The 22,770-nt window shown below is 39.4% G+C and carries 23 protein-coding genes and 1 other annotated feature; of the genes, 15 read left to right on the top strand and 8 right to left on the bottom strand.

Annotated elements, in window-relative coordinates:
• The first annotated feature begins 21 nt into the window (after positions 1-21).
• The 9 genes from HU823_RS13640 to HU823_RS13680 all read left to right on the top strand — a co-directional run bounded on the left by HU823_RS13640 (position 22) and on the right by HU823_RS13680 (position 9,824).
• Positions 22-1,059, top strand: coding sequence for a Gfo/Idh/MocA family protein (locus tag HU823_RS13640; protein ID WP_197222611.1), 1,038 nt, complete (start codon positions 22-24; stop codon positions 1,057-1,059).
• Positions 1,056-2,111, top strand: coding sequence for a Gfo/Idh/MocA family protein (locus HU823_RS13645; RefSeq protein WP_144701415.1), 1,056 nt, complete (start codon positions 1,056-1,058; stop codon positions 2,109-2,111). The genes HU823_RS13640 and HU823_RS13645 overlap by 4 nt, the downstream gene beginning before the upstream one ends.
• A gap of 1 nt (position 2,112) precedes the next feature.
• A complete protein-coding gene (locus tag HU823_RS13650; RefSeq protein WP_144701413.1) occupies positions 2,113-3,081 on the top strand; it encodes a sugar phosphate isomerase/epimerase family protein in 969 nt (322 codons plus the stop codon).
• A 217-nt stretch (positions 3,082-3,298) separates the two neighbouring features.
• Positions 3,299-3,508 (top strand) — a binding site (T-box leader).
• A 49-nt stretch (positions 3,509-3,557) separates the two neighbouring features.
• Positions 3,558-4,988 (top strand): proline--tRNA ligase, encoded by a 1,431-nt coding sequence (gene proS / locus HU823_RS13655; protein ID WP_197222430.1) that lies wholly within the window; start codon positions 3,558-3,560, stop codon positions 4,986-4,988.
• Positions 4,989-5,123: 135 nt separating this feature from the next.
• Positions 5,124-5,444: a PadR family transcriptional regulator gene (locus HU823_RS13660; protein ID WP_066392702.1), complete on the top strand. Its 321-nt coding sequence runs from the start codon at positions 5,124-5,126 to the stop codon at positions 5,442-5,444.
• 13 nt (positions 5,445-5,457) lie between these two features.
• On the top strand, positions 5,458-6,495 hold the full coding sequence (locus HU823_RS13665; RefSeq protein ID WP_197222431.1) for an HAAS signaling domain-containing protein: 1,038 nt from the start codon (positions 5,458-5,460) through the stop codon (positions 6,493-6,495).
• 92 nt (positions 6,496-6,587) lie between these two features.
• Positions 6,588-7,496, top strand: a complete 909-nt coding sequence (locus HU823_RS22315) for a GNAT family N-acetyltransferase (RefSeq protein WP_197222432.1) — start codon at positions 6,588-6,590, stop codon at positions 7,494-7,496.
• Positions 7,497-7,585: 89 nt separating this feature from the next.
• A complete protein-coding gene (locus tag HU823_RS13675; protein WP_197222433.1) occupies positions 7,586-8,839 on the top strand; it encodes a dicarboxylate/amino acid:cation symporter in 1,254 nt (417 codons plus the stop codon).
• A gap of 148 nt (positions 8,840-8,987) precedes the next feature.
• Entirely contained in the window at positions 8,988-9,824 is an 837-nt protein-coding gene (locus HU823_RS13680; protein WP_144701403.1) for a pentapeptide repeat-containing protein, read from the top strand.
• A gap of 25 nt (positions 9,825-9,849) precedes the next feature.
• Here the strand turns inward: HU823_RS13680 and HU823_RS13685 are convergent, their stop codons facing one another.
• From HU823_RS13685 to HU823_RS13695, 3 genes are all read right to left on the bottom strand, one after another.
• Positions 9,850-10,848 (bottom strand): inorganic phosphate transporter, encoded by a 999-nt coding sequence (locus HU823_RS13685; protein ID WP_144701401.1) that lies wholly within the window; start codon positions 10,846-10,848, stop codon positions 9,850-9,852.
• Positions 10,849-10,860: 12 nt separating this feature from the next.
• Positions 10,861-11,478 (bottom strand): DUF47 domain-containing protein, encoded by a 618-nt coding sequence (locus tag HU823_RS13690; protein WP_144701399.1) that lies wholly within the window; start codon positions 11,476-11,478, stop codon positions 10,861-10,863.
• A gap of 250 nt (positions 11,479-11,728) precedes the next feature.
• Positions 11,729-12,331, bottom strand: a complete 603-nt coding sequence (locus tag HU823_RS13695; protein ID WP_197222434.1) for a TetR/AcrR family transcriptional regulator — start codon at positions 12,329-12,331, stop codon at positions 11,729-11,731.
• A 145-nt stretch (positions 12,332-12,476) separates the two neighbouring features.
• On the opposite strand from HU823_RS13695, the gene HU823_RS13700 reads away from it, so the two are divergent.
• The 3 genes from HU823_RS13700 to HU823_RS13710 all read left to right on the top strand — a co-directional run bounded on the left by HU823_RS13700 (position 12,477) and on the right by HU823_RS13710 (position 16,236).
• Positions 12,477-13,364 (top strand): ABC transporter ATP-binding protein, encoded by an 888-nt coding sequence (locus tag HU823_RS13700; protein WP_197222435.1) that lies wholly within the window; start codon positions 12,477-12,479, stop codon positions 13,362-13,364.
• Positions 13,361-14,167, top strand: a complete 807-nt coding sequence (locus HU823_RS13705) for an ABC transporter permease (RefSeq protein ID WP_197222436.1) — start codon at positions 13,361-13,363, stop codon at positions 14,165-14,167. Before HU823_RS13700 ends, HU823_RS13705 begins: the two co-directional genes overlap by 4 nt.
• 200 nt (positions 14,168-14,367) lie before the next feature.
• Positions 14,368-16,236 (top strand): heavy metal translocating P-type ATPase, encoded by a 1,869-nt coding sequence (locus HU823_RS13710; protein WP_231607460.1) that lies wholly within the window; start codon positions 14,368-14,370, stop codon positions 16,234-16,236.
• 50 nt (positions 16,237-16,286) lie between these two features.
• On the opposite strand, the gene HU823_RS13715 is transcribed toward HU823_RS13710, so the two are convergent.
• From HU823_RS13715 to HU823_RS13730, 4 genes are all read right to left on the bottom strand, one after another.
• Positions 16,287-16,868, bottom strand: a complete 582-nt coding sequence (locus HU823_RS13715) for a YtxH domain-containing protein (protein WP_197222437.1) — start codon at positions 16,866-16,868, stop codon at positions 16,287-16,289.
• A 213-nt stretch (positions 16,869-17,081) separates the two neighbouring features.
• Entirely contained in the window at positions 17,082-17,270 is a 189-nt protein-coding gene (locus tag HU823_RS13720) for a cold-shock protein (RefSeq protein WP_066392730.1), read from the bottom strand.
• 67 nt (positions 17,271-17,337) lie between these two features.
• Positions 17,338-18,291: a helix-turn-helix transcriptional regulator gene (locus tag HU823_RS13725; protein WP_197222438.1), complete on the bottom strand. Its 954-nt coding sequence runs from the start codon at positions 18,289-18,291 to the stop codon at positions 17,338-17,340.
• Between the two features lie 212 nt (positions 18,292-18,503).
• On the bottom strand, positions 18,504-18,947 hold the full coding sequence (locus HU823_RS13730) for a MarR family winged helix-turn-helix transcriptional regulator (protein ID WP_137789994.1): 444 nt from the start codon (positions 18,945-18,947) through the stop codon (positions 18,504-18,506).
• 227 nt (positions 18,948-19,174) lie between these two features.
• On the opposite strand from HU823_RS13730, the gene HU823_RS13735 reads away from it, so the two are divergent.
• Positions 19,175-20,017 carry a DegV family protein gene (locus HU823_RS13735; RefSeq protein WP_197222439.1) on the top strand — a complete coding sequence of 281 codons (843 nt, stop codon included), beginning with the start codon at positions 19,175-19,177 and terminating at the stop codon, positions 20,015-20,017.
• 97 nt (positions 20,018-20,114) lie between these two features.
• Here HU823_RS13735 and HU823_RS13740 read toward each other — a convergent pair whose 3' ends face one another.
• Positions 20,115-20,981 (bottom strand): sulfite exporter TauE/SafE family protein, encoded by an 867-nt coding sequence (locus tag HU823_RS13740; protein WP_144701385.1) that lies wholly within the window; start codon positions 20,979-20,981, stop codon positions 20,115-20,117.
• A gap of 241 nt (positions 20,982-21,222) precedes the next feature.
• On the opposite strand from HU823_RS13740, the gene gnd reads away from it, so the two are divergent.
• Both gnd and HU823_RS13750 read left to right on the top strand, forming a co-directional pair.
• Positions 21,223-22,119, top strand: a complete 897-nt coding sequence (gene gnd, locus HU823_RS13745) for a phosphogluconate dehydrogenase (NAD(+)-dependent, decarboxylating) (RefSeq protein ID WP_197222440.1) — start codon at positions 21,223-21,225, stop codon at positions 22,117-22,119.
• A gap of 114 nt (positions 22,120-22,233) precedes the next feature.
• Positions 22,234-22,752 carry an acyl-CoA thioesterase gene (locus tag HU823_RS13750; protein ID WP_144701383.1) on the top strand — a complete coding sequence of 173 codons (519 nt, stop codon included), beginning with the start codon at positions 22,234-22,236 and terminating at the stop codon, positions 22,750-22,752.
• Positions 22,753-22,770: the final 18 nt, after the last annotated feature.

The raw sequence follows: 22,770 nt of genomic DNA on the forward strand, positions 1-22,770 counted from the left end.
ACCCACTATAAGGAGGAAATAATCATGACAATTAAAGTTGGAATTATTGGTTGCGGTAGTATCGCACAGCATCGCCATCTGCCAGAATATGCAGCGAATCAGGACGTAGAGATCGTTGCGGTTTGTGACATTGTAAAAGAACGTGCTGAGTCAACACAAGCGGTTTATGGAGGAAAGATCTTTACGGATTATAATGAACTTCTTGCGCTTAAAGATGTAGATGCAGTAAGTGTTTGTACGCCTAATTTTCTTCACGCGCCGATTTCAATTGCAGCTTTAAATGCTGGAAAGCACGTTTTATGTGAAAAACCGATGGCAACCTCGCTTCAAGAAGCAGAGGAAATGATCGCTGCAGCAGAAAAGAGCGGAAAAACGCTAATGATCGGTCATAATCAGCGCTTTGTTCCGGCACATCAAAAAGCGCGTGAGCTAATTGCCTCTGGTGATATCGGGAAAATTTACAGCTTCCGTACGGCTTTCGGGCATCCAGGACCTGAAGGCTGGAGCGTAGATGGTGTGAACAGCTGGTTCTTTAAAAAGGATGAAGCATTTATAGGCGCAATGGGAGACCTTGGTGTTCATAAAACAGACTTGATTCGATACATTCTTGGAGAAGAGATAGCCGAAGTTGGTGCTTTTGTTGAGACGAGCGCAAAAGAGTTTGCTTCAGTTGATGATACAGCTGTTTGCGTGTTGAAAACAGAGAGTGGAATTATCGGAACATTGGCGGCTAGTTGGTCTTACACGGCAAAAGAAGATAACTCTACGATCATCTATGGCGAAAAAGGTATCCTTCGATTAGAAGATGAACCGAAATATTCTTTAGTCGCACAATACACGAATGGAAATGTTGTACGCTATGAGATGGGTGCGATCCAAACGAATGATAACCAGTCTAACTCTCACGTGGTAGATCACTTTATCGAGGCGATTGAAGGGGGTCATGCTCCACTGATCACGGGCGAAGAAGGAAAACGCTCATTGGCCGTAATTCTAGCTGCTTTAGAATCAAACGAGAAGAAGACGATCGAAAAAGTTAAAACAGGAGTTCACGCATGAAACTTAGAGTTGGGATCATAGGGGCAGGCGGCATCGCACAAGGCCGACATATCCCCGCTTTTCAAAGTTTAAGTGAAAAAGCAGAAGTGACGGCCATTAGTGATGTAAACGTGGATGTTGCGAAAAGTGTTGCTGAAAAATTTCACGTACCGAACTATTTTACGAGTTACGTAGAGATGTGGCCGCATGTAGATGCGGTTGTGATCTGTACGCCTAACAAGTTTCATAGAGAGATCACAGTTGCAGCATTGGATGCAGGTAAACATGTTCTGTGTGAGAAACCGATGGCAATGACCGTTGAAGAATGTGCTGAAATGGTAGAAGCAGAGAAGCGATCAGGAAAAGTATTATCGATTGCTTATCACTATCGATACATGAAAGAGTCTCAAGCTGCAAAACGAATCATGGAGTCTGGAGAAGTTGGTAATCCTCTAGTCGTTCGTGTACAAGCGCTTAGAAGAAGAAAAGTTCCGGGTTGGGGAGTATTTACAAATAAAGAGCTTCAAGGTGGCGGCAGCTTGATCGACTATGGCTGCCATCTGCTGGATCTGACACTTTGGCTTTTAGATAACCCGGTTGTGAGTGAAGTATCTGGTCAAACGTATAACACCGTCAGCCGTGAAGCGGAACAAGTAAACCAATGGGGCTCGTTTGATGCAGAAACATTTGAAGTCGATGATCATGTCACCGCGTATATTCGTCTCGCGAACGGTGGTACGATTCTGTTTGAAACATCGTGGGCGGCAAATATTCCGGACGATGCAGAACTGCTGCGCATTTCTGGTGATAAAGGCGGACTGGATGTATTCCCATTTGCGGTGAACAAAGCAGTAAACGGTATGATGACTACAACTAAAGCAGATTGGATCCTAGGAGAAGACAACCCCGGTCTTCCTCAAGCTGAGAATTTTGTGGATAGCTGTTTAGGTAAAGCAGAACCTCTTGTGAAAGCTGAGGAAGCGATGAATACTTCACGGGTGATCGAAGCGATCTATGCTAGTAGTCTTATGGGAAAAGGCGTTCAACTAGGAATTGAAAAAGGAGTGAAATAGTATGAAATTAGGTGTGTTTACGGTCCTGTTTTCACAGAAATCATTTACAGACATGCTTGACTATGTGAAAGAAGCAGGCGTACAAGCCGTAGAAATTGGAACGGGTAACTATCCAGGAAACGCTCACTGTCCGCTTGATGAACTACTTCAGAGTGAAGAGAAGCGATCACAGTACCTTCATGAAGTAGAGAAGCGTGGTTTGACGATTTCAGCCTTCAGTTGTCACGGGAATCCGTTATCTCCAGACGAGGCATTTGCAAAAGAGTCACATGAAACTTTTGTAAAAACTGTTGAACTGGCTGAATTGATGAATGTACCAGTGGTAAACTGTTTCTCTGGTGTACCGGGTGACTCTGAGAATGCAAAGTATCCAAACTGGCCAGTTTCCCCTTGGCCGAATGAATACAGCGATGTGTTGAAGTGGCAATGGGAAGAGAAGTTGATTCCATATTGGCGCACGTGGGGTCAATTTGCAAAAGAACATGGAGTGAAGATCGGCTTAGAGCTTCACGGTGGTTTCTTAGTGCATACTCCATATACGTTACTGAAGCTGCGTGAAGAAACATGTGACGCAATTGGTGCCAACCTTGATCCATCCCATCTTTGGTGGCAAGGCATCGATCCTGTGGCAGCAATTAAGATTCTTGGAAAAGCTGGAGCAATCCACCACTTCCATGCAAAAGACACATACTTAGACCAAGATAATATTAACATGTACGGATTAACGGATATGCAGCCATACGGAGCTGTTCAAAACCGCGCATGGAGCTTCCGTTCAGTAGGCTGCGGTCACTCTGTTCAAGATTGGTCCGATATGATGAGTGCACTTCGTACGTATGGTTATGACTACGTAGTAAGCATCGAGCATGAAGATCCGATCATGTCGATCGACGAAGGATTCAACCGCGCGGTGAAGAACCTGCAGTCGATCCTCATCGCCGAGCAGCCAGCGGAGATGTGGTGGGTCTAGGGGTCTGACCCCAAACAAATACAAATTCACTAAATTTGTATTTGTGGAGTGGACACTCCTAGCATTACATTCAAGTCTCACAGCATTGAGAAAACCTGTACCCCTTTTAATGGGATACAGGTTTTCTGTTTACCAGGTTAACCTATTTAACCTCATCAATAAAAAAAGATTTGACAGTTCATCCCAATATCACATATAATTTCAAAAACATATGAAGAAGAAAACGAAGAAGAGGATTAGTAGATTGATTCTGTCATTTTAGAGAGGGAGCTGTATGGCTGAAAGGCTTCTACTGACAAACGATTGAACCTGCCTCTGAGTTCTGTATCTTATTTTAAGATATTCAGCGGTTAAATACCGTTATCATGAAAGAGTGTAAAGCGATGCTTTGAATTAGGGTGGTACCGCCAAGAAATTGGTCCCTAATGAGAAGTGTGGCTTTTTTTATTTTCTAATATTAGCGAGGAGTGCAATCAATGGCAAAGGAATTTGTTAAGAATGTAACGAGTATGCAAGATGATTTTGCTCAATGGTATACAGATGTGGTAACAAAAGCGGAACTAATTGATTATTCAAGTGTTCGGGGATCTATGATTCTTAGACCTTACGGGTACGCAATATGGGAAAACATTCAAAAGGAACTTGATAATCAAATCAAAGCGACAGGTCATGAGAATGTGTATATGCCGCTTTTTATTCCAGAAAGTCTGCTTCAAAAAGAAAAAGACCATATTGAAGGATTCGCCCCTGAAGTAGCATGGGTCACACATGGAGGAGAAGAAAAGCTGACAGAACGCCTTTGTGTTCGTCCGACATCAGAAGTTCTTTTTGCTGAGCATTTTAAAAACATCATCCATTCACATCGCGATCTTCCAAAGCTTTATAACCAGTGGTCGAACGTTGTGAGATGGGAAAAGACAACAAGGCCATTTCTTCGTACACTCGAGTTTCTTTGGCAAGAAGGACATACTTGTCATGAAACAGATGAGGAGGCTCATGATGAAACCGTTCGAATGCTTAATGTGTACGCTGATCTATGTGAGGAATTCCTTGCAATACCGGTCGTGAAGGGGCAGAAGACAGAAAAAGAAAAATTTGCTGGGGCGAAATATACCTTTACGATTGAAAGTCTTATGCATGATGGAAAAGCATTGCAATCTGGAACTTCTCATCATTTAGGAGATGGTTTCGCTAAAGCTTTTGGTATTGAGTTTACGAACAGAGAAGGTAAACTACAAACTGTTCAGCAAACATCATGGGGCTTTACGACCCGTATTATCGGGGCGATGATCATGGTTCATGGCGATGACCGAGGGCTCGTTGTTCCTCCAAAGATAGCACCAACTCAAGTCATGATTGTTCCGATTGCTCAACATAAAGAAGGTGTTCTTGACTTTGCATACGATTTAAAAGAGAAGCTATCACAGACCATTCGAACAGGAATTGATGCCAGTGATAAGAAGCCAGGGTGGAAATTTAATGAGTATGAGATGAAAGGAATTCCGCTTCGTCTTGAGGTAGGACCGCGTGACATCGATCAAGGTCAAGTGATATTAGTACGACGTGATACAGGAGAAAAAGAAACAGTATCTCTTCAAGGTTTAGAATCACACATTCAACATACATTAAGTGATATTCAAAATAACTTGTTTAAAAAAGCAAAAACTCTTCGAGAAAATCAAACAACCACGGTTACTACATTCGATGAATTCAAAGTTAAGCTTTCCGAGAAAGGTGGATTCATTAAAGCGATGTGGTGTGGGGATGACGCTTGTGAAGGCTTTATAAAAGACGAAACAGGGGCAACCTCACGATGTATACCGTTTGAACAAGAGAAACTTGCAGAAAAGTGCGTTTGCTGTGATCAAGAAGCCAAACACCTCGTCTACTGGGCAAAAGCGTATTAAGGAAAAAGAAAAGGAGAAAAGGGGTCAGACCGGGGGTCTGACCCCTTTTCTTTTTTAAAAATATATTATTTCTCACTATATTAGGAACTTTACATTACTGTATGTCATACACTATACTATAATCGAGGTGATTGCATGAGCGAATTAATTTTCTCTCTAAAGACAGAACTGCGAAGAGGAACCTTAACTTTAGCAGTCTTAAGCCAGCTCCAAACACCGCAATACGGGTATTCACTCGCGCAACGGTTAGAAGAGAACAACGTATCCATTGATCAAAGCACCCTGTACCCGCTTCTTCGTAGGCTTGAAAAGCAAGAGCTGCTTACGAGTGAATGGGATACAACAGAGAACCGACCTAGAAAATATTATCTTCTCAGCGAGTTTGGTCAAGAAGTGTTCAAGCAACTGAAAGAAGAATGGCATAACACGTCTATGCAATTAAATTCGATGTTATAAGGAGGAATTCCAAATGAATTTGATTGAAACGTATATCAGTGAAGTGACACAAAGACTTCCTGAAAAAATAAGGGATGACATCGCGATGGAGCTAAGATCAACGATTGAAGATATGCTTCCAGATCAACATACAGAAAAAGATGTTGAAGAAGTTCTTATGAAACTCGGAGATCCTGTAAAACTCGCAAGCGAATACAACAACAAACCTCGCTATGTAATAGGTCCTATGTTTTATGAAAGTTATATTAATGTGTTGATCGTGGCAGCTATCATTTCTGTAGTGTCCAGTAGCCTTACCCTCTTTGTAAACGGTATGATTACATTTGAAGGTGATAAATCTCTATTCACTCTAATGGCTTTTATCGGTCAACTTTGTTTAAAGATGTTCTTATCCAGCTTGACGGTTTTGTTTCAAGTTTTCTTCTGGGTAACGATTGTATTTATCATGCTAGAACGATCAGGAGTTTCAAATGGTGATATCTATACGAGAAAAAAGAAAACATGGTCTCCATCTGATCTATATCAACTTAAAAAAGTAGTGACGAAAAGACAGATTCCAAAAGCTGAAGTTTTCTTTAGTTTATTCTGGACAGCAATTTGGGCCATAGTTCTATTTAACTCGTCTGAAATGATCGGCTGGTATGAACAAAGTGGAAAAGGATTAGAAGGACTTACGCTCAAAGCACCACTATTCAACGAGGAAGTTTTATTCTCATATGCTCCTTTTATCATTTTGCTTATTCTCATTGAAGTGAGTCTTGCTATCTATAAATTTTTTATTGGAAGATGGACGAATCTACTTGCTTCATTGAACTTAATCTATCATTTTATTTCGGTAGGCTTACTTTGTTTTATGCTAACGGATGAAACGCTTTATAATAAGTCATTCACTGAAAAACTATATGACACCTTCCCTGATGTACCAGCATTTTGGTTTATATCCACAATTGCAACAATCGTAGCGGTTTTTTCTATCATAGATATCATTTCTGGTTTCAATAAAGCAAATAAATCAAACACCTTAATAGATCAATGGATGAAGAACGGATAAGCAAAAAGACTTCTATCATGAAGTCTTTTTATTTTCGAAATGGAACAATATGTTAAACTTAAACGAATAGAAAATGACTTAGGAGGAATAACGTGATTACTCTCGTAAAAGCAGATTCTTCAAAAGCTAAAGAAATTGCAAAGTTCATCGCAGTCCAAAACAGAGTGGCATCCAAACATTGCGGCTATTGCGGTGAAATGGAACACGAAATTCTTCATTCGCTGAAAGAAGACCTCTCAGATGTTCCTTATCAGGAATCTTTTGTGTTGGCCTATGAGAATGACTTTCTAGTGGGAGTTCTTGGATTTGATGCCGACCTTGAAAACCGGAACGCCGAAATATGGGGTCCTTTTATTACACATAGTGAGCACCAGCAGATTACAAAAGAGCTTTGGGATCTCCTACTCCAGCTCATACCTCAAACGATTGAAACGGTTCATTTTTTTATCTCTACAGATCATACAGACCTCAAAAAGTTTCTAACTCATAACGATATGATAGACCAAAAAAGCAAACACACCATTCTATCAATCACCAAGGAAGCAATAACAAACACAGCTGCAGTGAATAACATTAAAGAATATACAGAAAGGGATAAGAATGATTTCAAGAATTTGCATGATACCTATTTTCCTTCGACGTATTACAATTCACAACAGATCATTGAACGATTAAACGAGTTTCATAAAGTATTTGTATATCAAATTGAGAATGAAGTGGTGGGTTATATTTATGTAGAGATACAACCACAGTTTGGTGAAGGCTCTATTGAGTTCTTCGCTGTAGATGAAATGCATAGAGAAAAAGGAATCGGTGTGCAGCTTTTAACGTATGCTGTCACTTGGATGCTCAGCAATCCGCATTTGAAGCATATTGATCTGTGCGTCAACAATGAAAATAAGCTAGCGATCCATCTTTATAAAAAAATCGGTTTTGCTATTCAAAAAGAACTATTTCATATAACTAAGCAACTTTCTGTAGAGACATTGTCTAGAAAATAGTACTATTTTGATTTGACCTCTATGAAAAATATTTTTTCCGTATAAAATAGATAGAGTGATTATGAATCTATTTAAGGGGAGAATGTTTTATGAAAAATACTTGGAAAGCATATCGCTCGCCGATCATATTACTGCTCGCGATTATTGCGGGAAGTATAATCGGTTCTACGATGGGAAAGGACGCTGCTGTCCTTAAACCGTTCGGCGATCTGTTTTTAAACGTTATGTTCATGATTGTTGTTCCACTCGTGTTCTTTTCAATCTCATCGAGTGTTGCAAGCATGGCTGGTTCAAAGCGTTTCGGTAAAATCATCAGCTCTATGATGATCGTCTTTTTATTCACTGGAACGGTAGCAGCTATTATTAGTATGGCTGGTATTAAAATCTTTCCGCCTTCAGAGGGTGTGAAGATTGATCTAGTGAAACCTGATACAACGGGTGAAGAAGTATCGATTGGTGATCAGCTAGTAAGTACAGTTACGGTTCCTGATTTTGTCGATTTATTAAGTCGTGCGAATATGTTAGCACTTATTCTTTTTTCTGTGTTGTTAGGTCTTGCAACATCTAAAGTGGGAGAAAAAGCTAAGCCGCTCGCTAACTTCCTCTCAGCAGGAAGTGAAGTTACACTTCAGATGGTAAAATACGTGATGTATTATGCCCCGATCGGTTTAGGAGCCTATTTTGCAGCACTTGTTGGTGAATTCGGTCCAACGCTGCTTGGTTCTTACTTTAAAGCAGTCTTATTCTACTATCCGTTCTCTATTATTTATTTCTTCGGCTTCTTTACGCTTTACGCGTTCATGGCTCATGGAAAGCTTGGTATTCGTGTGTTTTGGAAAAACATGCTCTCGCCATCTGTTACGAGTCTTGCAACGTGCAGTTCTGCTGCGAGTATTCCCGTTAACATAGAAGCTACTAAGAAAATGGGCGTACCTGACGATATTAGTGAAACGACGATTCCTCTTGGTGCAACACTGCATAAAGACGGATCTGTTATTGGTGGGGTATTAAAGATTACTTTTCTTTTTGGAATATTTGATATGGATTTCTCAGGCATCAACACGTATCTTTTAGTTGGTGGAGTAGCCCTTTTAGTGGGTATGGTAATGGGAGCAATCCCTCAAGGTGGACTGATCGCGGAGATGCTGATTCTATCACTGTTCGGTTTTCCTCCAGAAGCACTGCCGATTATCGCTGCGATCTCTGCCATTATTGATCCGCCAGCCACATTACTGAACGCGACAGGTGATAATGTCGCAAGTATGATGACGGCTCGTTTAGTTGAAGGTAAGAACTGGCTCTTGAAAAAGACAGGTTCTTTAACAGAACAAAAAGGCGCATAATTTATTTTCATCTCTAACTCATCTTATTTTGAGTTAGAGATTTTTTTATGGGAAAAAAGGAAAGTTCTCTATCCTCAAATCATTATGAAAATGTTATTCTTAACGTAACAAGAATGAACAATGTGTCGTTGATAAAGGAAGTGTACAGATGAATTCTTCATTGCAAGCAGACTGTTCTCGTTGCTTTGGCCTTTGCTGTGTGGCGCTACCTTACGCAAAATCTGCTGATTTTGCTTTTGATAAAGACAGTGGAACGCCTTGTAGAAACTTACAAGACGATTTCCGCTGTGGGATTCACCAACATCTAAGAGATCAAGGGTTTAAAGGTTGTACGGTATATGAGTGTTTTGGAGCAGGACAAAAAGTCTCACAAAACACTTTTTCAGGAATGGATTGGGAGACTAATCCAGAGCTAGCGAACGAGATGTTTGATGTTTTTCCAATCATGCAACAACTTCAAGAAATGATCTATTACCTAACTGAGGCGATGAACCTTAGCGTAACAAAACCTATCCATCAAGAATTAAAAGTGGCTATAAGCGAAATAGAAAATCTTACTCTACGCCGAGCTTCAGAGATCAAAATGATGAACGTAGCAGAAATTCGTATAAGGATGAACGAGTTGCTGATTCGTACGAGCCATTTAGTAAGAGAAGAATACAAGCATAAGAAGTATCAAATAACAGGCAAGACCAGTGATTTTATCGGTAGTAATCTTCAAAATGCAGATCTTCGTGGCGCAAATTTACGAGGTGCTCTTTTCATAGCGGCAGATTTAAAATATGCGGACTTAAGAAAATCAGATTTAATAGGGGCGGATTTACGTGATGCTGATATAAGTGGTGCAGACTTAAGAGGGAGTATCTTTTTAACACAAGCACAAGTAAATTCAGCTAAAGGAAATGCTGAAACAAAACTACCTGTTAGGTTAACTCATCCGAATCACTGGCAAAAAGTAAAACAAAACAAAAATGCCTTCCGTTAACGAATAACGGAAGGCTTAACTGTGACTAAAAGATTAAGTTTAGTACGAGATAAGAGAGTGCTGCTAATGTTGCTGAAATTGGAAGTGTGATGAACCAAGTGATGATCATCGTCTTAGCCGTTCCCCATTTAACTCCTTTTAATCGGTGAGACGCACCAACCCCTAAGATAGAAGAAGTGATAACGTGCGTTGTACTTACAGGAATACCTAAGAAAGATGCACCAAAGATAACAGATGCTCCCGTTAAATCAGCTGAAACCCCATTAACAGGACGGATTTTCATGATCTTTCCGCCAACCGTCTTGATGATTTTCCAACCACCTACAGATGTACCAAGACCCATAGCAAGCGCACAGGATACCTGTACCCAAAGCTGAATGTCTGTGCTATCTGTGTAGCCGTTCGCGATTAATGCCATCGTGATGATCCCCATCGCTTTTTGCGCATCATTCGTACCGTGTGAATAAGCTTGGAGAGCGGCAGTAGCTACCTGTACTTTACGAAAACCGTTATTCGTTTTCGTTAAATTCGTATTCTTAAATACCATCTTAATAACGTTATAAAATATAAAACCTACGATAAATGCTAGAATTGGAGAAAGAAGCAAACCATAAATAATTTTTAGAAAACCAGAATAATGAAGTGCTTCAAAACCAGCAGCTGCAATGGCAGCACCAGCGATAGAACCGATGATCGCATGTGACGATGAACTTGGGATACCATAGTACCAAGTGATCAAGTTCCAAGCGATGGCCGCTACAAGAGCAGCGAGAATAACGACTGACCCGTTAGGAAGTGTAAATGGGTCAACGATGTCTTTTGTGATCGTTTTAGCAACACCAGTGAATGTCATGGCTCCGACAAAGTTCATGACTGCAGCTAGAATAATAGCTCTTCTTGGTGTTAAAGCTTTTGTTGAAACAGATGTTGCAATCGCGTTCGCTGTATCATGAAATCCATTAATAAAGTCAAATGCTAGCGCACCGATTACAACAAGAATGGTAATGAGTAATACTGTATCCATACCAGCCACCCGTTACGCGTTTTTCATAATGATAGATTCTAATGTGTTTGCAACGTTCTGGCAGCTGTCGGCAATGCCTTCAAGCACTTCATACATTTCTTTATACTTGATAACTTTGATCGGATCTGTTTGAGTGGCAAACAATTCTCGTTGAGCTTCACGGTATAGATCGTCACATTTTGATTCGTAATCTTTAATCTTGATTGCATGTTCACGCATATCAAGAAGTTTCTTCTCAGATAACAAATTAACAGTAAGCAGGATTTCTTCCGCACTTAACTTGATGTATTCTACAAATTTAACCATGTATTGATCTGGGTTTGTAATTGCGTAAATGTCAAACAAAGCAGAAGATTGCTCGATACCATCTAGAATATCATCCATGCTCATAGCAAGTGATAAGATATCTTCTCTTTCAATAGGTGTAATAAAAACTTTGTTCAGTTCCATGATAACGGTATGAACATAAGAATCACCTTTTGATTCAAGTTCTTTTAAATGGTCTGCGAATTCGCGAAGATCATTTTCGTTATTAATTTTGAAATCGTGGAAATAACCAGCAGAATCTTTCAAGTTGCTAGCAATATCCGTTAGCATGACCATGAACTTATCCTTTTTCTTTGTAAACATAGTACCCTCCAAAAGAAATGTCTTTTATCCTTTTTCTTTTACGTTTTTTGTGGCAGTCATTTTTTTCTTTTTTAACCACCCAACACATTATACAAAAAAATAAGAGTTTTTGTCGAAAAAGAATGAATTGTAATCAATAATTTACAAAAGCTTTACATAGTTAAGCTTTCTTTTAACGTTCAACTAACTTGGAATTAACAAACGTTTAGAAATGAAATAAAAACTTTACATTCTTTTCTTACATCATTCCCTAAAGGAACTCTTTAGAATCTATTGGCAGTGAAAGCCCGTAGAAAAACATTTGAAAGATATCTGTTGCAAGTTTTTTTCCATTCTCGCCTGTAATCATGGAGATGAGCATATTGTTATTAAAAAGCTGGATGTATACCATGATGGACTCCATAGAAAGGTCAGGGTTGATCTCACCATTGTTTTGAGCATCCTTAATCAGGTCAACTAATAACGGAATGCTATACTTCGTTTGAAAGTCAGCTAAAAATAATTTTAATTCTTCATCGTTTAACATCATCTCTTCTATAACTTCAGGATGAATATTTTGTATGTTATCCGTTTTATGAAGAATACTTGAGGTCATTTTTTCTTTGAAAGAAAGATCCTTGTGAAAGAGCTCTTTATGAAAATCGTATTCATCGGCAACAAACTCTTTAATCACTTCCCGAAACAAAGCTTCTTTGCTTCCAAAGTGATTATAGATGGTAACTTGAGATACCCCGGCATGTCTTGCTAGATCTTCTATTTTAATTTCTTTGATGCCTTGTTTTTGAAACAGGGAGAAAGCAGCTTTCTTAATATCTTTTTTCTTTTGTTCCTTTCGACGTTCATATCCGTTCAAGACTCTTCACCTCTTTACTAGGATAAAACACATTTTGAAAAATAACAAATAACATATTTCAAAAAGTATTGCTTAGTGGGAAGAAAAGACTTATGATTATTTTGAAATATACATTGTTCAATATTTCAAAAAGGTGGGTGTGAGGATGATTCAGGTAAAGGGGCTCTCAAAGCGGTTTACGGATAAAAAAGGATTGTTCGATCTGAATTTTGAAGTAAAAAAAGGCGAGGTGTTTGGATATATTGGTCCGAATGGAGCAGGTAAATCAACAACCATTCGTCATTTAATGGGCTTTATGAAACCAGATAGTGGCTATTCTTCAATCGATGGAATGGACTGCTGGAAAAACGCTGCGCGTATTCAAGAAAAAACAGGATACTTGCCAGGTGAGATTGTCTTTTTAGAAGGAATGACAGGGCTTGGCTTTTTGTCCCTCGTTCAAAAGATGCGAAAGCAAGAGTGCATAAAACGCAGAGACGAGTTAATAGAACGATTTCAGTTAGACGTAAACTCACCGATAAGAAAGATGTCTAAAGGAATGAAACAGAAAGTGGGTATCATCGCAGCGTTTATGCATTCCCCTCAAGTCCTTATCTTAGATGAACCTACATCTGGGCTTGACCCGCTCATGCAACGCGTCTTCATTGATCTTATCTTGGAAGAAAAACAAAATAACAAAACGATACTCATGTCATCACACAGTTTTCAAGAGATCGAACGAACATGTGATTCGGCCGGAATCATAAAAGATGGAAAGTTAGTGGCGTTAGAAGATATGCATTTGTTAAGAAGAGTACAACGCCGAGTATTTGAAGTGAAAGTGAAGTCTGAGGGTGACATGGAACACATCATTCAATCACCGCTTATTACTGAAGTCAAAGGCGCAAGAACCATTCATGTAACGGTACAAGGTAACGATCAAGAATTTGTACAGCTTTTGAGTCGTTGTGATGTTCAACATATCGATACACGGCCTCAGGATTTAGAAGATATATTCATGCATTATTATGACAGAAGGGAAGTGGAGAAATGAGCTTGCCTTTATATCTTGCGATGATGAAAAGTCACGGAAAGATGTTAGGGGGATTCATTTACGGTGCTTCAGCTTATATTGTACTAATCATTTGGATATATCCCTCTATTGCTGATATGAAAGGATTTAACGAAATGATCGCTGCACTGCCAGAAGGTATGCGGAAGCTGATCGGTATGGAGAATGGCATAAATTCCTTGTCAGACTATATAGCGGGTGAATTTTATGGGATGTTGTTTCTGATCATATTGATGGTTTATGTAATTTTGACTTCGACTCGAGTGATGGCACGACTGGTCGACCAAGGCTCTATGGCTTACTTGCTTGCCACCCCTAATTCAAGAGTAAAGGTTGCCATTACACAAGCAGCAGTCTTGCTTACCGGGCTGGCATTAATCGTAGGTTTTACAACGCTTAGTGGTATTGCAGCAAGCGAGTGGCTGATCGATGGCTATCAATTAGACGTTCCTTCTTTTATTACATTGAATCTACTCACTTTCCTTGTTTTCTCGTCGATCGCTGGTTATTGCTTCTTCATCTCCTCTGTAAATAATGATGAGAAGAAAGCGCTCGGGATCTCTGCAGGAATTACGCTTTTATTTTATATGTTGAACATGGCCGGAAAGTTAAGCGAGAAAACAGAATGGATGTTAAACTTTACGATCTTTAAATGGTATGATCCGATCAAGATGATTAATAACGAGACGGAGGCGCTCTGGATCGGATGTGCACTAGGCATTTTAACATTCCTCTTATTTATGCTTAGTGTGGCTGCGTTCAAGAAAAGAAATCTTCCGTTATAAATATTCTAAATTGTTAGGTTAACATGTATAATATAAATAATAATAAGTCACCAAAATGCAAATTTCACATACAATGTTAGTGCTAGGAACCGAATATTGGATAGTTTTCAGGCTGCTGTCGTAAAAGACGGCAGCATTTCTGCTTTTTAAGGGTACTTGAGGATGATAGTTATTATCAAATACGCAGGAGGGGAAGTCCATTGGAACTCTCTGCACGTACACAACTGTTAATGGCAACAACGTCTGGTATCTTCATATTAACCGCTTGGATGATGGAAAAATATTCAGATTCTCCTTACTATGTTCTCTTTTATTTGTTGGCTTTTATCGTAGGAGGCTATGCAAAAGCAGTCGAAGGCATTCAGGAAAGCATAAAAGACCGACAATTGAACGTTGAACTTCTTATGATGTTTGCCGCAATTGGATCTGCAGCGATCGGCTATTGGGGAGAGGGAGCTGTATTGATCCTAATCTTTGCTTATTCTGGCGCTCTAGAAATGTATACCTTACAAAAAAGCGATAAAGAGATTAAAGCATTACTATCTTTACAACCGGAAGAAGCATGGCTTTTGTTAGAGGATAAGGAACTGAGAGTAGAGGCTTCATCTTTAGAACCTGGTAACCTAATAAAAGTTAAACCAGGAGAGCGGGTACCTGCTGATGGTGTAATTGTAAAAGGAAACTCCTTTATTAATGAATCTGCATTAACCGGTGAGCCTCTTGCTCGCGAAGTCCATACCTCATCAGAAGTATTAGCAGGAACGTTAAACCAATCTGGATTGTTAGAGATTTCTGTTACAAAACATATGAAAGACTCAGTATTTCAAAGAATGATAGACCTCGTCAATAATGCACAGAATGATGCACCACCTGTTCAAAGAAAAATAGAGGAGTTTGAAACAAAATATGTTCTTTTCGTGTTGCTGGCTGCGGCATTAACCTTTTTAGTGCCTAGTTCGATAGGGGTTTGGAGTTATTCAGAATCTTTGTACCGTGCTTGTGTTCTGCTAGTCGTGGCTTCTCCTTGTGCACTTGTAGCCTCGACCATGCCAGCACTGCTAGCTTCGTTATCTAACGCAGCTAAGAACGGAATCCTATTCAAAAGCGGTGTCTTTTTGGAGAAACTGAGTTTAGTAAACGTTATCGCTTTTGACAAAACAGGTACTTTAACAAAAGGCCGACCAACTGTGAAACACGCTGAATTTCTCCAGACCTCTTGGTGCAAAGAAAAGTTGATCTCGATCATCTATGAAATTGAAAAAAATAGCATACATCCACTCGCAAACGCCATTAATGAATACCTTAAAGTTCGTCCAGAAAAAACGCCTATAGAACTGACGGCGTTTGAAGATGTGCCAGGAAAAGGTGTGAAAGCTGATATTCAAAGTACCATTTGGAAAATAGGGAGTCGCAAGTGGACGGACATAACGGAAAAACAAGAGTTTGAGCTTCTGATGAATCTAGACGATGAAGCAAAAGACACAGGACATACGGTTGTATATGTAACAGCTAACGATCAACTCGCAGCTTATTTTCTTTTAGGAGATACAGTGAGGGAAGAAACCGTTAAGGCGATAAAAGAATTACAATCAAAACAAATCTTAACGATCATGCTAACGGGTGACTCTAAGCGAGGAGCAGAGATGATCGGAAGAATCGCGAAGGTCGATGAGATTGGTTATTCATGTTTGCCTGAAGATAAGGTGAACACCGTGAAGAAGTGGAGAGAAAAAGATGCGGTTGTAGCGATGATTGGAGATGGAGTGAACGATGCGCCAGCACTCGCTATAGCAGATGTAGGTGTTGCGATGGGTATGGGAAGCGATGCTGCCATCGAGACCGCAGATGTTGTACTCGTAAAAAATGATCTGAGTAAGCTGCTCTATGCGATGAGGCTGTCTGAAAGGCTTTCAAAGATCATTAAACAAAATATCTTCTTTTCAATCAGTGTAATACTTCTCTTATTATGTGCGAACTACCTACAGTTTCTCACTTTGCCATTGGGCGTGATCGGGCATGAAGGAAGTACCATATTAGTGATCTTAAATGGGTTACGTTTATTAAAATAGCCAAGGAAAAAAGCCGGACGCAACGTCTCGGCTTTTTATCTTTCTTACGATTAAATTGAACGATTGTTTACATCGCTTTGTTTTTTCTCATAAGAAGAATCTGTACCTGTTTTTTGTTGTGTATCTGTTGAAGAAAGTGTACGTGGCGTAACAACTGCTTTAGTTTGCGTGTTAGCGTTGGTTTGATAATTATCATTTTCTTGTTTTGCTTCATCAATCGCAGCTTTTGTTTCACTTTTTACCTCACTCGCCGTATTCTTTGCTTCTTGTAGCTTTTGACGAGCAGATAGAGAAAGGTTTCCTGATTTTTCTTTTAAAGATGCGACAGTATCTTTAGCATCCATCGTCCCAAGTTTCGCTTTCAACATGGTTTCATCTTTCATTTGCTGTGTTAGTTCTTTTAATTTAATAGATGAATCGCGAAGATCGTTTCTAAATTCATTTCCGTTTTTAGGTGCATATAACAGAGCTGCTGCAGCTCCTACAAGACCTCCCACTACTAATCCTGTAGCAAAACCAGAGGCATTACTTTTCTTGCTAACGTTAGTATCAGCGTTTTCTCGTGTTTGGAAATCGGAATGTGTAAAAACCGGTTCCGCAGTAGTCGTTGGTGTATTTGTATAGTTAGGCATAGTATAAATCCTCCTTTTAGTCTGTATAAAACCCTACCCGGAACGTATAAATGATAAACATGAAGTATAAAAAGGTGAAGTGAGCTGTAGGATTTAAGCTAGTATATTGGAAGGAGAAATAAGGGGGGAAAGAGTATGACAACTTATAGGAGCTATTTTGGAGAAATAGAAAAAGCCGGGCAACGAGCACCCGGCCGATTTCTATTTATTTCATTAACTTTTTAATTCTGGAAGCATACGAACTTCTTCATTCATTGCAGATTTGCAAATGGGGCATTGCGGTTCTTTTTGCAAAGAATAGTCAGCGCGCATCCAGCAAGAGCATCCATCACTCGTACATGCCCAAACCTTCGTTTCTACGTCTGGAATCGGCTCTGCAGGTTGTTTTGAAAAAAAAGCCATAGATATCCCCCTTTTCTGTTCTACTTATAGTATACGCCTAAAAGAGGAAAAATATGTATCAATTTGATTACATATTTAAAATAAGTTCATATTGAAGAGAGATATCCTTTGCCCAACGTGCATGAATCTCTTTGATTTCTTTAGGAGATTGTATCGAGATATTTGTTTTTAATGTCCATAAATACTCAGCAGCTCTATCAACATAAGTTGCCAAAATATCTCCTGACAAACGATATAGACCATTTTCTTTCGTTCTTATAAATTGCCGTAGAAAAGGATGAGACTCACAATAATTCAAACCATCTTGTGAAATTTCTGCTTCTAGTCTAACGTAGTTTCTTGGTGAGATCTGAGATGCCCAATTTTGAATGGTTACGTTAGTAAAGTCTTTCACTTCTATCGGTTCATAGTTGATCACAGCGTGTTTAATATCTGATAGTTTAAAAATATGATAATCCATAAGTGAATAACAGTATGCGGGACAATACCATTCACCATTTTCGCTAAAGAGGCCGATCAGTTGAATGTTGCTATACAATTTTTGTTCATTCATCGTATAAAGAATCGTAACAATCTTTTGCTTGATTGAAGCTTCAAGGATGATTGGTGCGATTTGATTCTTCGTAGGCATCGGAAGCTGAACAAAAAGCCGTTTTTGAATCTGCGCCCAATTATCCTTAGCATCTTCTGGCATGAAATGATGAAGTTTATTTACTATTGATCTACTTTGCGTTTGAAATGGAAAACTCGTTTCAGTGAATGTCTGTAAACTAAAAAGAATAGAGGAAGCTTCCATTTCGGTAAATCCGATAGGAGGTAGGATCCGGTCATTTTCGATTCGATATCCGCCGTGTGGTCCGAACTCAGAAACGATGGGGAGACCCATCTCAATAAGATTCAATAAATCTCGCTGAATCGTTCTAGTAGATACTCCGAATTCATCGGCTAATTCCTTTAAGGTAAAATGTTTTTTTGAGTTTATGGAAAGCAGTAGCCGTTCCAGTCTTTTTATCTTTGACATGTTAGACCCCTAATTGACATATTCATGTATTAAAACTTTTGTACTAGTCTTCGTATGTTATATCGTACAAATAAGGTAAAATGTTAGGGTTTATCCAAATAAAGTAAGAATAAATTTAAAAACACGTTATTCCATAGGATAACGTGTTGATTTCGTAGTATGAAAGGTAGGAAAACTAATCTGCGGTCATTGTTATAAGCAGTTTTTTAGTATTAGTTCTTTACTATTGAAGAAAGGTGTTCAATACATTGAACCATATCCGCAAGCTGTTTATCAGTGAGCTGTGACATGTACTTAATCAGTACACCGTTTCTTTTTTCTTGAATTGCATGAAACGCTACTAAACCGGTTTCATTTAATTGCACGTATACAATTCTTCGATCGAGGTCAGACCGATAACGATCTACTAGTCCTCTTTTAACAAGTCGGTCGATGATAACGGTAGTAGCACTTGCACGTACTTTCATAGCGTCAGCAATCTCAGAAACCGTCCATTTCTCACGTGATGATAAAGTCTTTAATATTTGGAATTGAGTAGAAGTTATCTCTTCTTCTTCCCAAATCTCAGGCTTTATCACGTCCATGATCTCATTAAACGCTTTCTCTATACGCTCTACTTCCATTAATACATTTCTACTATCTGTCACCACTTTCACAGTACTGCCTCCTTAGCTTACATTACTCCTATTTTAATATAAATTTCCGATAAGTTCCATTAAAGAGTAGTATAAAGTATCTAGTTTTCAATGTGTATCTCTGTGCTAGTATTTAAACTATTGAAATATAGGTTTAATTTAGAAATAAAAATATATTTTTCTGTTAATAGAGGAATTCTCTTATTATTATCTAATAAAAAATAGAGAGATAAAGGGGGATGTGCAATATGGCACGTATTGCTTGGATTACAGATAGTACAAGCTGCATCACACAGGAAGAAGCGAAGGAACTTGGCATTCACATTATTCCTGTATCTGTCATAATGGAAGATAAAATTTATAAAGACGGTATAGATATTACTCCGGATGAATTTTATGCAAAACTTGAAAATGTTTCTGAGCTCCCAAAAACGAGCCAGCCAACAGTCGGTGAGTTCTCTGACTTTTATGAAGTTCTAAAACATAACTATGATTGTGGAATTGCCATTCATGTTTCTGAAAAATTCAGCGGCACGATAAACGGTTCAAGACTTGGCGCGGAGATGGCAGATTTCCCTGTGCATATTGTGGATTCAAAAATATTATCTGAATCCATGAAACAACTTTTATTAAAAGGGAAAAAGCTTGAAGAGGAGGGCCTAGAAGCCGAAGATATAGCTATGATGCTTCGTGAAACGGCAGATCATGTAAAAGGATATGTATGCATCGGAAGTCTTGAACAGCTAAGAAAAGGCGGCAGGTTATCTGGCGCGAGCTTCCTTGTTGGAAATCTTCTTCAGATCAAACCTATACTTACCTTTGACGATGGTTCACTCGTACCATTCGAAAAGATCAGAACATTAAAAAAAGCAGAATCCCGCGTTCTTGCTTTATTTGAGGAATCTGCACAGAATAAAGGTGCATACGGTGTAAGCGTCGTATACAGCGGCTCCTCAGAGAAAGCAGAGGATTGGCTTCATCTCTTAAGAGAGAAGTACCCTCATATTACATTCAATCTAGGGCAACTGAGCCCTGCGATCGGTGTCCACGTCGGCGCTGGCACCCTCGGCCTCCTCTGGTTCGAAGAATAGGGGTCTGACCCCACACAATTACAAACAGCCAGAATGTCCATCCGGGATGCACATTCTGGCTGTTTTGCATTCAATCATCTATGCTCGTTTCTGTTTCTTACGCTTTCTTTCGAACGGCAAAGACGATCAAAATACCCCATAGAATAAGAAGAGGCAACAAGGCTGACTTTTCTGTAAACAAATCCACTGAAATAAATTCGTTCAGAATTGTTCTTAAGTTCGTTATGATGATTAAGCCCCCTGCAAGGACTCCTAATAGTGCTGGTTTAAGCTTTTGCACGAGCCATGCTGCAAAAGGAGCTGCTATAATCCCACCTAACATCATCGCAACTACGACCTGCCAAAGCATGGTCTCCCAACCGATAAATAAAAAGAAACCGATAGAAGCTGATAATGAAACAGCAAATTCACTGAAGTTTACAGAGCCGATCGCTTTACTGGGTGTAAGGTTTTTCTGTGTGAGCAGAATAGGAGTCGTAATGGGCCCCCATCCTCCGCCTCCTGTCGCATCCATAAACCCAGCGAGGAGTCCTAATGGCTGATACATCCTTCTCTTAGCTGTGCTTACTGTAGAATCAGTTTCTATATTCACGTTCACTTTTATCAGTAAAAAGCGGAACAACACATAAAAGCCAAGTCCTAATAAAAATAAGGAGATGTACGGTTTTATAAAAGTCGAAGGAATATAACTTAAAAAAGCAGCACCTAAGAATGCTCCGATCGCTCCTGGAATGACAAGCTTTTTCACTGTGTTCATATCAACGTTTCCGAATTTAAGATGTGAATAGCCTGAGACAGCAGATGTCACAACTTCAGATAGATGAACAGAAGCCGAAGCTAATGCCGGTGAGAAACCAACAACTAACAAAAGAGTCGTAGAAGTAACGCCATATGCCATGCCGAGAGAGCCGTCAATGAGCTGAGCCATGAGGCCGATCAGAGCTAGCATTACAATTTTTTTCATAAAAGGTCCTCCAACAATAGAGATTCTATAGATTATGAGGACAAAATGAGAATGCTTGGGACAAATGTTTATGATTTTAAAATTTTTCTCTGTAATTTCATACAAAACGAACTGAAATAATTGTTTTTTTCCTCATTTTTAGATACTCTAATAGACAGTGTTGCAAGTAGAGGTTAATCGCCTTTATTTTGTGGAATAATACAAAACAGACATAAATACATAAATTGGAGTGATATGTACAATGGAAATCGGTTTAATCGGCCTTGGAAAAATGGGCTTCAATATGGCACTGAACATGAATGATAAAGGAAATACGGTTTTCGCTACAGATGTTAACAAAGACACTGTTAAAGAGATTTCGGCAGAAGGTGTTAAAGGTGTTGACTCGATCGAAGAACTTGCTAATTCTTTCACAGGAAGAAAAGCGGTAATTCTTTTAGTTCCAGCTGGAGAGATTGTTGACCAAGTAATCGAACAATTAAAGCCGCATTTAACAGAAGGCGATATTATCGTTGACGCTGGTAACTCCATGTACAAGCACACTCTTCGCCGCTATGAGGAACTAAAAGAAGCAGGCATCCATCTTGTAGATGTTGGTACGAGCGGTGGAACTGACGGAGCTCGTTACGGTCTTTGTGCAATGATGGGTGGAGATGACGATGCAGTTAACTATCTTGCTCCTCTATACGAAAAAATCTGTGTGGAAAAAGGATTCATGATCACTGGCCGTGCAGGTTCTGGTCATTTCTTGAAAATGGTTCATAACGGAATTGAGTACGGTATGATGCAAGCGATCGGAGAAGGTTTTGAGATCTTAGATAAAAGTGACTTCGATTACGACTATGAAGCGGTTTCTAGAGTATGGAACAATGGATCAGTTATCCGTAGCTGGCTGATCGAACTTATGGAGAACGCATTCAGCAAACAGCCAAAACTTGAAGACATCCGCGGCGTGATGAACTCTTCAGGTGAAGGGATCTGGACAGTTGAAGCTGCTCTTGACTACCAAGCATCTGCTCCAGTTATCGCATTATCACAATTCATGCGTTTCCGTTCATTAGAAGACGACACGTTCCACGGTAAAGTCGTTGCAGCACTTCGTAACGAATTTGGTGGCCATGCAGTCGTGAAAAAATAATAAAACACCTTAATGAAGACCTCATTGCTTATCCGTTTAAGCAGAGGTCTTTCATTAATATTTGGACATTCAACATATACTAGTGATGAAGAGACAAGAATAGGAGTTTTGATCATGGAAGAAAAGTTTGTTCGTGAATCTCGGACGGTTAAATCCTCTGTAGTACTACCACCTGATACAAATAATCATGGTACGTTATTTGGAGGAAAATTGATGGCTTACATCGATGATGTTGCTGCTATATCAGCAATTCGACATGCGCGAAAGAATGTAGTTACGGCATCGACGGATTCTGTTGATTTTTTACAGCCGATTAAAGAAGGACATTCTGTGTGTTTAGAATCATTCGTAACATGGACGAAAACAACATCAATGGAAGTCTTCGTAAAAGTGATCTCCGAAAATTTATTATCTGGAGAACGAAAAGTTTGCGCTGTTTCCTTTCTAACATTCGTAGCGTTAGATGAAGATGGGAAACCCACCCCAGTGCCAAAAGTCATACCTGAAACAGAAGAAGAAAAATGGCTGCATGAGCATGCACCAGAACGAGCGATCGCGAGGAAAAAACGCAGAGAAGAAAGCAAAAAATTAGCCAAAGAGTTCGGAGTAAAAAAACCTTGGGATCCCATGTGAGCATAAAGATATATTTTT

Source organism: Fictibacillus sp. 18YEL24, from assembly GCF_015903855.1.
Lineage (GTDB): Bacteria > Bacillota > Bacilli > Bacillales > Fictibacillaceae > Fictibacillus > Fictibacillus phosphorivorans_C.

Bases quoted from the DNA above. Each gene is read 5' to 3' on its own strand.
- HU823_RS13645 (WP_144701415.1), top strand. From the start codon at position 1,056: ATGAAACTTAGAGTTGGGATCATAGGGGCAGGCGGCATCGCACAAGGC.
- HU823_RS13650 (WP_144701413.1), top strand. From the start codon at position 2,113: ATGAAATTAGGTGTGTTTACGGTCCTGTTTTCACAGAAATCATTTACA.
- proS (WP_197222430.1), top strand. From the start codon at position 3,558: ATGGCAAAGGAATTTGTTAAGAATGTAACGAGTATGCAAGATGATTTT.
- HU823_RS13660 (WP_066392702.1), top strand. From the start codon at position 5,124: ATGAGCGAATTAATTTTCTCTCTAAAGACAGAACTGCGAAGAGGAACC.
- HU823_RS13665 (WP_197222431.1), top strand. From the start codon at position 5,458: ATGAATTTGATTGAAACGTATATCAGTGAAGTGACACAAAGACTTCCT.
- HU823_RS13675 (WP_197222433.1), top strand. From the start codon at position 7,586: ATGAAAAATACTTGGAAAGCATATCGCTCGCCGATCATATTACTGCTC.
- HU823_RS13680 (WP_144701403.1), top strand. From the start codon at position 8,988: ATGAATTCTTCATTGCAAGCAGACTGTTCTCGTTGCTTTGGCCTTTGC.
- HU823_RS13685 (WP_144701401.1), bottom strand. From the start codon at position 10,848: ATGGATACAGTATTACTCATTACCATTCTTGTTGTAATCGGTGCGCTA.
- HU823_RS13690 (WP_144701399.1), bottom strand. From the start codon at position 11,478: ATGTTTACAAAGAAAAAGGATAAGTTCATGGTCATGCTAACGGATATT.
- HU823_RS13700 (WP_197222435.1), top strand. From the start codon at position 12,477: ATGATTCAGGTAAAGGGGCTCTCAAAGCGGTTTACGGATAAAAAAGGA.
- HU823_RS13705 (WP_197222436.1), top strand. From the start codon at position 13,361: ATGAGCTTGCCTTTATATCTTGCGATGATGAAAAGTCACGGAAAGATG.
- HU823_RS13715 (WP_197222437.1), bottom strand. From the start codon at position 16,868: ATGCCTAACTATACAAATACACCAACGACTACTGCGGAACCGGTTTTT.
- HU823_RS13720 (WP_066392730.1), bottom strand. From the start codon at position 17,270: ATGGCTTTTTTTTCAAAACAACCTGCAGAGCCGATTCCAGACGTAGAA.
- HU823_RS13725 (WP_197222438.1), bottom strand. From the start codon at position 18,291: ATGTCAAAGATAAAAAGACTGGAACGGCTACTGCTTTCCATAAACTCA.
- HU823_RS13735 (WP_197222439.1), top strand. From the start codon at position 19,175: ATGGCACGTATTGCTTGGATTACAGATAGTACAAGCTGCATCACACAG.
- HU823_RS13740 (WP_144701385.1), bottom strand. From the start codon at position 20,981: ATGAAAAAAATTGTAATGCTAGCTCTGATCGGCCTCATGGCTCAGCTC.
- gnd (WP_197222440.1), top strand. From the start codon at position 21,223: ATGGAAATCGGTTTAATCGGCCTTGGAAAAATGGGCTTCAATATGGCA.
- HU823_RS13750 (WP_144701383.1), top strand. From the start codon at position 22,234: ATGGAAGAAAAGTTTGTTCGTGAATCTCGGACGGTTAAATCCTCTGTA.